This is a genomic window from Tumebacillus algifaecis, from assembly GCF_002243515.1.
GTDB classification, from domain to species: Bacteria; Bacillota; Bacilli; order Tumebacillales; family Tumebacillaceae; genus Tumebacillus_A; species Tumebacillus_A algifaecis.
Genome location: NZ_CP022657.1, coordinates 1,600,330 through 1,614,897, shown reverse-complemented (window position 1 = coordinate 1,614,897; position 14,568 = coordinate 1,600,330). Strand labels below are relative to the sequence as shown.

The window sequence follows — 14,568 nt, the reverse complement described above, 5'->3', positions numbered from 1 at the left end:
AGAAAACCCAGTAGGATATACTGGGTTTTCTAATTTGTCGCAAATTTATTTCTTTTTCGGAGTGGAGACCCGTTCACGGCGTTTGATCACCGTTTCTTCGACCTCGATCTTGTCTGCTGTATCGACCAGAAGCGCAAGTTCTGCGATCGTCGTTTTGTCAAACAGGTCGCGCAGGTTCAGATTGACAAGCAACTGACTTTGCAACGCAGAGACGAGCTGGGTGGCGAGCAACGAATGACCCCCGATGTGGAAGAAGTTGTCGTGGACCGAAATTTGCTCCAGCTGTAACAGCTCTGACCAGATCGCCGCGATGCGCTCTTCGGTCGGAGTGCGCGGTGCCACGTATTCCACTTCTCGATCGCCCCGCTCCGGTATCGGCAAAGCTTTGCGCTCGATCTTGCCGTTCACAGAGAGCGGCAGTTGGTCGAGATGCATGAAATACCCTGGCACCATGAAGGCGGGCAAGCGCTCTTTGAGGAAAGCGCGCAGTTCGGCTACCGACACTTCATCACCCGTATAATATGCGGCCAGTTCGTTCTCAAAGACTTGTACCACCGATTGAGCCACCAGCGGATGCTCGTTGCAGACCGCTTCGATTTCACTCAGCTCGATGCGGTAGCCGCGCAGTTTGACTTGATGGTCGATGCGGCCGAGATATTGCACGATGCGGTCGGGCAGCCAGCGCGCAAGGTCGCCCGTTCGATAGAGGCGTTCTCCCGGCACGAACGGATTCGGCAGGAAGCGTTCTTCCGTCGCATCTGGACGATTGTAGTAGCCGCGTCCAACGCCCGTGCCGCCGATGTACAACTCACCTGTGATGCCGATCGGCTGCGGGTTCATCTTGCTGTCCAAAATGTACATCCGCGTGTTGGCGATCGGACGGCCAATCGGCACAATGCCTGCCCACCGCGGATCGTACTCCCCTTTTTTCACTTCGAAATTGCTGGAGTCGATCGTCGTCTCGGTGATGCCATAGCAGTTCGCAATGCGCACTTGATCGCCAAAACGATCCAGCAAGGTCACGTAGTCGGATGATGCAAAAGCATCGGAGCCGACCAGCACCAGTTTGAGTTCGCCAAGCGGTAGATGGTTCTGCCAAATGTAGTCCATCAGCGGCACGACCACGCCTGGCGTAGCGTTGAGCAGATCGATCTGCTCGTCTTGGATCATGCGGTACATGCCCGCCAGATCCATCCGCGTTTCATTGGAGCAGATCACCAGAGCGCCGCCTGAGAGCAGCGAAAGTATCATGTCACAGACAAAGACGTCAAAGGACATCGACGCCACTTGCAGATTGCGCGGGCGATATGCCTCCATGCCAAACTTGTGGAGCCAACTTTCACTGACCGTCTGCAAGGTGTCATGTTGAATCATCACACCTTTTGGTACGCCAGTCGTACCCGAGGTGAAGATGATATAGGCCAGGTTGTGCGGCAACACGGAGCTTGACGGCGGCATGATCGGTTCGTCAGCCATCTCGCTTTGCACATCGTCGATCTGCAAGACGCGAGCGTCGGTCTGCCACGCTGTCTGTTGGTCGGTCAGCAGAAGCGGCGGGTTGCAGACGCCAAGCATCGTCGCGATCCGATCTGGCGGATAGGTCGGGTCGATCGGCACGTAAGCACCACCAGCTTTCAACACGCCGAGCACGGCGACGACCATCCAAGAAGTCCGCTCCACGCACAGCGCGACGAGCGATTCCGGTACGACTCCTTGCTTTTGCAGGTAATGCGCCAATTGGTTGGCGCGCTCATCCAGTTCACGATAGGTCAATCGCTCATTGCCTGCGACCACCGCCTCCGCATTCGGCGTGCGAGCGGCCTGCGCTTCGAACAGTTGATGGAAGCATTTCGCTTCGGCAGGCGCAGCTTGGATTTCGGTCCATTCGCGAAGTAGCTGCGTCTCTTCTGCCGCTGTGATCATCTGCAAGTCGGACAGCGAGGCATCTGGGCGCTCGACGATGTCTTCGAGCAAGGTCATAAAGTGGCCTGCCATCCGCTCGATAGTATCTGCTGCGAACAACTCGGTGTTGTATTCGAGCACAGCGGTCAAGCCCGCTTCCGTCTCGACCACGGTCAAGCTCAATTCATATTTGGCCGTGCCGCTGTCCAGCAGTTCCGGCGTCAAGAGCAGCCCTTGCGCATCCAAGGTGCCACGCGGCGTATTTTGCAACGTGAACATGACTTGGAACAGCGGCGAGTAGTTCATGTTGCGCTCCGGTTGCAGTTCCTCGACCAGCTTTTCAAACGGCACCTCTTGGTGTTCGTACGCGTCAAACGCCGTTTGACGAACGCGGGCAAGCAAAGTGCGGAAGCTCGGCTGGCCGCTCAGATCGGTGCGCAACACCAAGGTGTTGACGAAGAAGCCGATCAATCCTTCCACTTCTTCTCTGCTCCGCACCGAAATCGGGGAGCCGACGAAAATATCTTCTTGACCGGAGTAGCGATGGAGCAATGTGTTGAACGCCGCCAACAGCGTCATGTACAACGTCGCGCCTGATCGTCTGCTCAGCACGTTCAGCTTTTGGGTGAGCGGTTGGCTCAGCATAAAGTTGAAGCTCGCCCCCTGATCGTTCAGCACTGCCGGACGCTGGTAATCGGTCGGCAGTTGCAAAACGGAGCGCTCTCCACCCAACTGCTGTTTCCAGTACCCCAACTCTTTTTGCATCGTTTCGCCTTGCAAGTGAGCGCGTTGCCACGCGGCATAGTCGGCATACTGGATCGGCAATTCGAGTGGGAACGGGGATTTGCCGGCCGCATACTCGCGGTAGAACGTGACCATTTCGTCGATCAAGATTCCCATCGACCATTCGTCGGTGATGATGTGATGCATCGTCATCACTAGCAGATGGTCTTCGGCTGCGATGTGCAACAGTTTGACACGCAACAGCGGGCCAGTAAGCAGATCGAACGGCGCAGTGGCTTCTTGATGCGCCAACTCCCGAGCTTGCTCAACGTTTTGCACAGCGATGATCGGTAAGTCGAAATCCAGCGCTGCGGCGATGATCTGCTTGGGTTGCCCCTCCACACTTTGGAACGTGGTGCGCAGCGATTCCTGACGGGTGACGAGCGCTTGGAAGCTTTGTACAAGCGCGTGTTCATCGAGCGGTCCGCGCAGACGCAACGCCGCTGGAATGTTGTAGGACGCAGTGTCTGGCTGCAGTTGGTCGAGGAACCATAAGCGTTCCTGAGCAAAGGATAGCGGCAAGGGTTCGTCACGAGACACTCGTGCGATCGGTGCCTGTTCATTCGTTTGTCCTTCCGCTGCAAGCAAGACGCGCTTCGGCTGGCGTGCCGTACGAGACTGCGCTGTGATTGGTGCCTTTTCAGGTTCTAGTCCTTCCGCTCCGCCCGCTTCAATCATTTCGGCAAGCTCGGCGATGGTCGTCGCTTCGAACAATGCCCGAAGCGGCAGGCGTACAGCAAACTGCTGGTTGATCCGCGCGATGGCGCGAGTCGCCAAGAGCGAGTGACCGCCCAGCTCGAAGAAGTCATCATGGACGCCGATGCGTTCAAATCCGAAGACCGTTTTGAAAATCTCGGCCAAGTCCGCTTCGAGTGGTGTCCGCGGCGCGAGGAAAGCCGGTCTGGCCGTAATCGGACGCAGTTCTGCCTCGGGCAGATCGATCTGCCGCTTAGCAAACAGACGGTCCGCCTCGTTTCCGGTGAACGGATGGAGATGCGCCAGTTTGGCGTGCGGCGATTCGACGATTTTTTCCAGCAGAAGCTCGAAATGTTCCACCATGCGGATGATCGTCGCTTCGTCGAACAGGTCGCTACTGTACTCGAACTCGGCACGCAGGCCGTCTTCGCCGTCCGCCATGAGCAATTGCAGGTCGAACTGGGCCGATTTTTTCTGCACGCCAAGTCGGGTTAAGTGCATGCCCGCCGCTTCCGCCGTCATGCCTGGCATCTGGAGGCTCTGCTTGCCGCCACGATTCGGATTTTGCAAAGTAAACATGGTTTGGAAGATCGGCGTGTGGCTGAGACTGCGTTTTGGCGCCAATTTCTCGACCAGTTTCTCAAATGGCACGTCTTGGTTGGCATAAGCGTCGAGCGCCATCTGTTTGACGCGCTGCAACAGTTCGTGGAAACTGAGTTCCGATGTGATCTCCGTGCGCATGACCAGCGTGTTGACGAAGAAGCCGATCAACTCTTCCAGCTCTTTCTTCTGTCGGTTGGCAATCGGCGTGCCGACGAGAATGTCCGTTTGGCCAGAGTACAGATGAAGTAGCGTTTTGTACGCAGCAAGCATGGTCATGTACATCGTCGTGCCCTCTTGTTTACAGAGAGCGTGCAGTTTTTCTGTCAACCCCATCGACACATGCAGGGAAACGCGGTTCCCCTCACGACTCCGCTCTTTTTGGCGCGGACGGTCGGTTGGCAGTTGCAGGACGGGCAGTTCTCCGGCGAGCTGTTCTTGCCAGAATGCCATTTGCGCGGCGATGTCCTCCCCTTCCAGCCATTCGCGGTGCCAGACGGCGTAGTCGGAATATTGTAGAACAGGCTCTGGAAGGGACAACGTCTCCCCGTTGCTAAACGCTTCGTAATGCCTTTGCAACTCTTGGAAGAAGACACCCATCGACCAAGCATCGGTGATGATGTGATGGAAAACAGGTGTCGCCACATACTCAGTTTCGCTGATTTTCAGCAACTTGAGCTTCAGCAAAAGATCTTGGCTCAGGTCAAACGGCGTATTCGTGACCTCTTCGGCGATCCTCGCCGCCTCCGCCTCTCGCTCTGCATCAGGCAAGTCGGAGAGGTCGATGACCTCAACGTGATAGTGGAACGCTTCTGCTGGCGTGATGATCTGCACCGCTTGACCGTCCCGACCGACAAAGTTGGTGCGCAGGCTGTCGTGGCGGCGGAACAATTCGTTCAGGCTCTTTTCGACCGCCACGAGATCGAGGTCGCCTCTGATCCGCATGATCTCCGGCACGTTGTGAGCTGCGTTATCCGGCTCCAACTGTTCAAGGAACCACAGGCGCTTCTGCGAGTAGGACGCCTCGCGTTCCCGTTCTCGCGAGCCCGGTAGTACCGGCATCAGGTCGGCCGTGTTCTCCCCCGATTGGTTTTGCAACAGGCGCGCCATGCCGCGGATCGTCGGTTGATTGAACACATCTCGAAGGGTCATCGGCAAGCCTAAGTCGGTTACGACGCGCGAGACGACCTGAGTCGCCAACAGCGAATGGCCGCCACGAGCAAAGAAATCATCTTGCACGCCAACTTTTTCGGTGCGCAGAATTTCGCTCCAGATCGTGGTCAACGCAAATTCCAGCGGTGTGGACGGCGCGACATAGCTTTGTTGGGCGGCAAGGCCAATCCCTTCTGGCGCCGGTAGCGCTTTGCGGTCCACTTTGCCGTTCGGCGTGAGCGGCATTGCTTGCAGGTGCACGATCACCGCAGGCACCATATAGTCGGGCAGCTGTTCTCGCAAGAAATCGCGCAGTGCACCAGCATCTGGTGCGACCTCCCCTTCGCCCACCACGTAAGCGACGAGCGTGTTGTCGCGGGCGATGACGACCGCTTCACGGACGCTGTCATGCTCAGCCAAGCGAGTTTCGATCTCCCCGAGTTCGATGCGGTACCCGCGCACTTTGACTTGGTGGTCGAGACGGCCAAGGAATTTGACCGTCCCATCCGCGAGGTAGCTGGTCAGATCGCCCGTTTTGTAGAGCACCCCAGCCCCGAAAGGATTGGGAATGAAACGCTCTGCGGTCAGGTCGGGACGCCCGAGGTAACCTCTGGTCACGCCTGCACCGCCGATATGCAGTTCGCCGCCAACGCCGATCGGCACGGGCTGAAGGTGTGCATCAAGAACGTAAAGCGTGTAGCCTGTGATCGGACGGCCAAGCGGGATCGTCGAGATCGCATCGGGATCGGTCACCTCATAGGTGGTAGCCCAGACGGTCGCTTCGGTCGGTCCGTACATGTTGAACAGGCGGGCATTCGTATGTTGCTTCAACTGTCGCGCCAAGGCGAGCGGCATCGCTTCGCCACCGAGCAGAATTTTTTGCAAGCCATCGAGCGCCGCCAGTCCCTCAGGGGTGGCGATGATCATGCCCATCAGTGACGGCGTGCATTGCAGCATCGTCGCGTTGTGGCGCACCAGTTGGTTGCGCAGCGAAAACTCATCGAAGGAGACACCCGCTTCGATCACTTCCTGTTCGGAGAGCAGAACGACTTTCGTTCCGCGGGTCAGCGTCCAGAACAGTTCGAGCACCGAGATGTCAAAGCCGATCGACGTGACCGCAAGCATCGCATCATCCGCTCCACAACCGATCGAACGGTCCATGCCAAGGAAGAAGGCAATCGCGTTGCGGTGCTCGACCATGACACCTTTGGGCTTCCCTGTCGAACCGGAGGTGTAGATGATGTAGGCGAGATGTTCCGGCTTGACGGTGTGGGGTAGATTGGCAAGCGGCGTGTCTGGCTCTGCTCCCGTGACCAGCAACACTTGAGCAACATGTGGCGGCATCTGTTCGGCAAAAGACGGCTGGGTCAGGATCACTTTCGGCTGCGCGTCTTCCAACATAAAGGCCAAGCGGTCCTGCGGGTAACTCGGGTCGAGTGGGAGATATCCAGCACCCGCTTTGTGTGCGGCCAACAGCGCAACCATCATCTCCGGGGTCCGCTCCAGATAGATGCCGACAAGATCATCTGGGCCAACACCGAGCGTCCGCAAGCGAACGGCGACATGATTGGCTCGGTTGTTCAGTTCGCGGAAGGTGAATTCTCGCTCTTCGAACACGAGTGCGATCGCATCAGGCGTCCGCTCCACTTGCGCTTCGAAGAGCTGATGGATGCAGGACTCGTGATTGGCAGGATCAGGCTGTGCTTCCGTTTCAATATCTTGGACGTTCCAGTCGTGAAGCATCGTCTGCCGCTCCTGTTCGCTGAGCAGAGGAAGTGCGTACAGCGGCTGTTCTGGATATTCCACGATGCCGGCCAGCAAGGTCTGGAAATGACCGATCATGCGTTCGATCGTCACGGAGTCGAACAGGTCGGTGTTGTACTCCCATTCTCCATACAGACCCACTTCCGTCTCACGCACCGTCAAAGTGATGTCAAATTTGGCCGTGCCTGCGTTCAATTCTTTCGATTCGAGAGACAGGCCCGGCATCGATAGCGAGAGCTTCGCGTTCAACATGTTGAACATCGCTTGGAAGAGCGGCGAGTAGGCCGTATTGCGTTCCGGTTGCAACTCTTCAACCAATTTTTCAAACGGCAGTTCGCCGTGTGACAACGCATCGAGCGTCGTCTGGCGCACGCTTTGCAACAGGTCGCGGAAGCTGTTTTCAGCGGTGACCTGACTGCGCAAAACGAGTGTGTTGATGAAGACGCCGATCAGCGCTTCCACTTCGGGGCGATTCCGATTGGCGATGGGCGAGCCGATCAGGATGTCCGTTTGGCCCGTGTAGCGAGCAAGCAACGCTTTGTAGGCGGCAAGCAGTGTCATAAAGAGTGTGCTGCCTTCTTGCGCGCTCAGCTCTTGCAGGGCTGTCGTCAGCCGTTTCGGAATCCAAAATGGCAGTGTCGCACCGATGAATGTCTGATTGACCGGACGCTGGCGGTCGGTCGGCAAAGCCAACGGTTCGATCGATCCGCTGAGTTGCTCCTTCCAATAGGTCAGGTGCTCGTCGAGCGCCGCTTGTTGCTCAGGGAGCTTCTGCCAATGTGCGAAGTCGCTGTATTGAATTGGAAGCTCCGCAAGCGATGCAGGCTGACCTGCTGTAAATCCAGCGTAAAGCGCGGCGATTTCGCGAATCATCACCCCGAGCGACCAGCCATCGGCGATGATGTGATGGATGATCAGCACGAAGGTATGCTCCTCGTCTGCCGTGCGAATCGCGGTGGCGCGCAGCAGCGGTCCGTGTTGCAGGTCGAATGGCTGGCGGGCCAGATCAAATGCGATCGCGTTCGCCTCTACGCTACGCTCGGACGCATCTCGTTGCCTCAGATCGTGTACTTCGAGCGAAATCTTCAGGTCGGTGCTGAATTCGACGATCGGTTTGCCACCAACCGTTTTGAACGTTGTGCGCAGTGTTTCGTGACGGGCGATCACTTCGTTGATGCTTCGGTTGAGTGCCGCCAAGTCGAGCTGGCCCTTCATCTCCACAGCGTAGGGGATGTTGTAAGCGGCACTGCCCGGATCGAGCTGTTCCATCACCCAGATGCGCTCTTGGGCAAACGTCAGCGAAATTGGACCATCCGGACGGCGCGGAATCTGCAGTTCGGTGCGAACGGCACCGCTTTGCACGACGCCGCCCTTTTCCTGAACGGCCACGGCCAGTTCGGCCGCCGTTTCCGATTCAAACAGCGTGCCGAGCGGCAGATCGACGCCAAATTCACTGCGCAGGCGCGATACGAGCTGTGTGCCGAGCAGGGAGTTGCCGCCCAGTTGGAAGAAGCTGTCGTGGATGCCGACCCCTTCAATGCCGAGCAGATGTTGGTAGATCATGATGATCGCTCGTTCGTAGTCATTGGTCGCCTCGACAAAGGCAGTGGCCAACTGCGGCCGCGCGTGCTGCGCTTGGCTGTTCGTAACATCGTTGCTACTCTCCGCTGGCAATTCTGGCTGCAGTGCCGATGGAGCGCCTACTGCCTGTTGTTTGGCGTCGATCCAGTAGCGTTTGCGCTCAAACGGATAGGTCGGCAACGGCACGCGCAGACGACGTTCATGTCGGTACAGCCCCTGCCAGTCAAGCGCAACACCTGCCAGCCAGAGCTGGCCTGCCGTGCTGAACAAGAACTGTGCGTCATTGCGCTTTTCGTAGGATGGCCGCAGCGTCGGGAGCACGATGCGATCCGCCTGTTGCTGCAAGGCAAAGCTGGTCAACGTCTGGCCTGGCCCGACTTCCAACAACAGCAAGTTCGGGTCTGCGCAAAGTTCGCCAAGTCCATCTGCAAAGCGCACCGTTTGGCACATGTGGCGCGCCCAGTAGGACGGATCGGTCGCTTCCTCCGCGCTGATCCACGTCCCCGTGACGTTGGAGACGAACGGGGTGTGCGGCGCTTGCAGGTTGAAGCTTTGCACCAGTTCGGTGAACTGCTCGGCGATCGGCTCCAGCATGTGCGAGTGGAACGCATGGGACGATTGAACGCGCAGGCAAGCGATATTTTGGGCGAGCAAATTGGCTTCCAACTCAGCGATCGCTTCGGTTGTGCCGGAGACAACACAGTGGTTTGGCGTGTTGATCACAGCAAGCGACAAGCGAGCGTCGAGCAACGGTGCGATGTCGGCCGGAGCGAGCGGAATGGCGAGCATCGAACCGCCGGGGAGCCCTTGGATCAGTTGAGCGCGCTTGGCCACAAGCGCCAGCGCATCTTCCAGCGAGAAGACTCCCGCGACGCAAGCTGCCACATATTCGCCCAACGAGTACCCGATCAGCGACTGCGGGCGGATGCCCCATTCGAGCAGCAGTTGGGTGAGCGCATACTCGATCACGAACAGTGCCGGGTGGGCATATTCGGTGCGGTTGAGCTTGTCTGCCTGTGGGTTGGTCTCGCTGTCACGGCGTAGCATTTTGCGCAAGTCGAAAGCCTGTGCGGCCGAACCGACCTCTTCCGTCGCGGATGCGGCGGCAAACAAGATGTCGCGCAAGTCGGCACCAAGATGAGGCTCTAGCAGTTCACAGCAGGTATCCACCCAGTGCTTGAATGTCGATTCCGTTCGATACAGCTCAGAGGACATGTTGACATAGTGGTCGCCCGTGCCAGCAAAGAGGAAAGCGACGGGACGTGCCGGAGCCATCGGGTGGCGGAAACCGCCGAGCAGTCGGCGCGGGTGAAGCGTGTCGAGCGCTTCCACAGCATCCTCACGATTGGAGACCACGATGGCACGGCGGTGTTCAAAAGCGCGTCGTCCCGCTTGCAAGGTGTAGATGATGTCTGCAAAATCATGCTCTGGGTGTTGTTGCAAATACCCTTTCAGATTGGCCGTTGCCGCTTCCAACGCCGATTCCGTTTTGGCGGACAAAACCAACAAGTGCGCCGCTCGACCCGACGGGTCACTCACCTGAAGTGGTGCCTCTTCCAAGACGGCATGGGCGTTGTTGCCGCCCAGACCAAAAGAGGACACCCCAGCGCGGCGCGGTTCATCACCACGGCTCCAGTCACGGAGTTCAGCATTGACGAAGAACGGCGAGCGCTCCCAGTCGATCTTGGGATTTGGCGCTTCAAAATGCAGACTTGGCGGCAGTTGCTCATTGTAAAGCGACAGGACCGTTTTGATAAAGCCTGCCGCACCTGCCCCCGCATCGAGATGGCCGATGTTGCTTTTGACCGAACCGACCGCGCAATAATTGGTCGCCGTCGTTTGCTTCTGGTAAGCCTGCATCAGCGCCGTCATTTCGATCGGGTCGCCAAGCGGTGTTGCCGTACCGTGCGCTTCGATGTAGGACACCGTCTCTGGATGAACATCTGCCATCGCCAGCGCCTCGGCGATCACAGCCGCCTGACCCTCGACGCTCGGCGCTGTGTAGCCGACTTTTTGCGAACCGTCGTTGTTGACCGCAGTACCTTTTACCACAGCCATGATGTGGTCCCCATCACGAAGCGCATCATCGAGGCGCTTCAAGACGACAACGCCCACACCGCTGCTCGGTACCGTTCCCTGCGCGTTCGCGTCAAAGCTGCGGCAATGGCCATCCGGCGAGGTGATACCGCCTTCAACATGGAAATAGCCGTTCTTTTGCGGCACTCCGACGGAAATGCCGCCTGCGAGCGCCATGTCGCTTTCGCCGTTCAACAGGCTCTGGGAGGCAAGGTGAATGGACACCAACGCGGTCGAACATGCGGTCGAAACGCCCATGCTCGCCCCTTTCAGATTGAGCTTGTAAGCGACGCGCGCCGCCAGATGATCGGTGCCGTTGCCGATCAGCACGGGCAATTGTCCCATCGTGGCGAGCAGTTCGCGGTTGGACATCAGATTGAACAGCAAATATTGGCTGATCCCCGTGCCTGCGTAAACGGAGATCGCGCCCTCATACGCTTCCGAATCATAACCGGCCATCTCCAGCGCCTGCCATGCCGTCTCCAAGAAGATGCGATGCTGAGGGTCCATGATTTCCGCCTCGCGCGGGTTGATGCCAAAGAAGTCAGCATCGAACAGCTCAACGTCATCGAGCACCCCAGCCGCTTTGACAAAGTTCGGCGCTTGCAGCATCTGTGGATCATGTCCTTCTGCCAGCAACTCCTCGTCGGTAAAGTGCGTGATCGATTCCACGCCGTCGCGCAGATTTTCCCAGAACTCCGCCACATCGTTGGCACCTGGAAAGCGTCCCGCGATCCCGATGACCGCAATGTCGTTGCGCCCGACGCTACGCGTTGCTTTGCGCAAGTCGGCACGGGTCGGTGCGTCCACCTCGTCCGCTTTGTTCTGTTGGCTGAGATAATCGGCCAACAGACTCACCGTCGGGTATTGGAACATCTGCACCACCGTGATGTCCACGTCATACTGCGCTTGCAGTTGGCGGTGCACCTGCATGATCAACAGCGAATGTCCGCCCAGATCAAAGAAGTTGTCATACAACCCGACCCGCTCTACGCCAAGCACTTCCTGCCAGATCGCAGCGATGCCGCGCTCCAACTCGCTTTGCGGCTGGACGTACTCCTGTTGTTGCGCCTTGCTGCTCTGACCGAGCTCGAGCAACGCTTTGCGGTCCGCTTTCCCGTTCGGCGTGATCGGCAGTTCTGGCAGGAACGTAAAGGTGTTCGGCACCATATACCCCGGCAACTGGTCTTGCAAGAAGTGGCGTAACGCTTGGGCGGTGACCGTTTCTTCCCCGACCACAAAAGCGGCGAGCGCGTCCCCTTTCGGCAGGACCACCGCTTCTCGCACGCTGTCATGCATCGCGAGCAACGCTTCAATTTCACCAAGTTCGATGCGGAAACCGCGAATTTTCACCTGATGATCCAAACGGCCCAGATATTCGATCACGCCGTCCGCCAGAAAGCGAACAAGATCGCCCGTTTTGTACAGCGTGCCTGCGCCATACGGGTTGGCGATAAACTTTTCTGCGCTCAATTCCGGTCGGTTGTGATAGCCACGCGCCACCTGCACCCCACCGATGTGCAGTTCTCCTGCCACACCGATCGGCACGGGACGCAGTTGTGCATCGAGCACGTACAGCTTCGTATTCGCAACAGGACGACCAATCGGCACGGTCAGGCGGTTGCTGTCCACTTCGCAAGCCCAGTACGACACGTCGATCGCCGCTTCGGTCGGCCCATACAGATTGTGCAGTTCGACATGAGGCAACCGCGTAAACGAACGCTTCTGCAGCTCCAAGGGCAGTGCTTCTCCACTGCAAAAAATGCGTCGCAGCGACGAGCAGCTTTCCAATCCTTTTTCTTCAATAAACACTTGGAACATCGACGGGACAAAATGCAAGGTGGTGATCGCTTGCTCCTTGATCAGATCGCGCAGATAGGCACTGTCTTTGTGCCCTTCCGGACGCGCGACAACCAACCGTGCCCCAAACAGCAACGGCCAGAAGAACTCCCAAACTGAGACGTCGAACGACATCGGCGTTTTTTGCAAAATGTGATCGGTCGCAGTCAATCCATACTCTTCCTGCATCCACAGCAGGCGATTGACAATGCCTCGATGTGGAATCATCGCGCCCTTCGGCTTGCCGGTCGAACCGGACGTGTAGATCATATATGCCAAATGATCTGGCGTGATCGCCACTTCCGGATTGGACGTGCTTTCGGCAGACCAATCTTCCGCATCCACAGCGATCAAACGCGCACCGTCTGGCGCAGGTAACGCTCCGACCAGCTTTTCTTGGGTCAGCAGCACGCGAACCTGTGAGTCCTCCAGCAGATATGCCACGCGGTCCGCAGGCAGGGTCGGGTCGATCGGCACATAGGCGGCGCCCGCTTTCAACACCCCGTACAGCGCGACCACCATGTCAAAGGAACGCTCCATGCAGACGCCGACAAAGGAGTCCGGCTGCACGTCAAGCTTGAGCAGGCGCGACGCCAATGCGTTCGCACGCTCATTCAGCTCGCGATAGGTCAGCTCCGCCCCTTCGAACACCAAGGCCACTCGATCGGGCGTTTGAGCTGCTTGTCGCTCGAACAGTTCGTGCAACAGCAGGTTCGCCTGCGGATACGCCCGCTCCGTCTCGTTAAAGCCCTCGATCACCAGCTGTTGCTCTTGCTCGGTCAGCAGTGGCAGATCGGCAATCTTGGTCGCGGGGTCGGCCACGATGCCTGCCAACAGCACGGCAAAGTTATCGGCCATCCGCTCGATGGTCGGCCCATCAAACAGGTCGGACTTGTACTCCCAGATGCAGACCAGCCCATCCTCCTCTTCGACAATTTCCAAGAGCACGTCAAATTTAGCGCCGCCTCTCGCTTGCTCTAAGCGAGTCATCGACAAGCCAGGCAGTTCCGTTTTGCCCAGCGGCGAATTGAGGACAAACATCGTCTGAAATAGCGGCGTCACGCTCATGTTGCGCTCCGGCTGTAACGCTTTGACGAGCATTTCAAACGGCACTTTGTCATGTGTAAACGCTTCGAGCGCCGTATTGCGCACCTGCTCTAAAAACGCAGAAAACGAAGGATTGCCACTCAGATCGGCACGCAGCACCAAATTGTTGACGAAAAAGCCGATCAGCCCTTCCACTTCTTGCAAGTAGCGTCCAGCGATCGGCGAGCCGACCAATACATCCTCCTGCCCCGTGTAGCGATGGAGCATGACCTGATAGGCGGTCAAAAGCGTGATGAACAGCGTAGTTCGCTCGCTGCGTCCGAACTCCTTGATCTGCTCGGTCAGACTTTTAGACAAGCGCTTTTTATAAGCGACGCCGCGGTCGGTCGGCTGTAATGGGCGTGGACGGTCGGTCGGCAATTGCAACACGGGCAGATTCCCAGCCAGTTTTTCCCGCCAGTACGCTAGTTCTTTTTCCAAAAACTCGCCTTGCATCGCCTCCAACTGCCAGTCGGAGAAATCCGCATATTGAAATTCCAACTCGGGAAGCGGTGACGCCTCTCCATTTGCAAATGCACGGTAGAGCTGTGATAACTCTCCGACTAAAATTGCGATCGACCAGCCATCTGAGATGATGTGGTGCATCGTCAATAACAACAGATGCTCTTGTTCGGCCAGTTTTATCAGCGTGGTGCGCAACAAAGGGCCTGTTTGCAAATCGAACGGACGCAACGCTTCCTCGGACATCAAGCGTTCCGCTTCGGCGCGACGCTTCGCTTCAGGCATCGCCTGCAAATCGACGATCGACAGTTCTTGCGCTCGCTCTGCAAAAATCTTTTGCACAGGCTGCCCGTCTTCCAATCCAAACACGGTGCGCAACGACTCATGGCGGTTGACAATCTCCTCCAACGCACGCGCCAAAGCATCCGCCTTTAGTTCTCCTTCCAGCAAATGCGCAGCCGATATGTTATAAGCCGGACTGCCTGGCAATAGCTGGTCCATGAACCACAAGCGCTGCTGTGAAAACGAAACAGGAAAAACGTAAAAATCTGTCATCTCGCCTTCGCCCTCTCTCACAATAGGTTTAAACGCAGTCTTGTAAAAACCGCTTCCTCTATCAAGTTCAAA

General features: G+C 57.5%; 1 protein-coding gene. It reads right to left on the bottom strand.

Annotated features, from left to right (window positions below):
* Positions 1 to 45: 45 nt before the first annotated feature.
* Positions 46 to 14,496 (bottom strand): hybrid non-ribosomal peptide synthetase/type I polyketide synthase, encoded by a 14,451-nt coding sequence (locus CIG75_RS07015; RefSeq protein ID WP_094235999.1) that lies wholly within the window; start codon positions 14,494 to 14,496, stop codon positions 46 to 48.
* Positions 14,497 to 14,568: the final 72 nt, after the last annotated feature.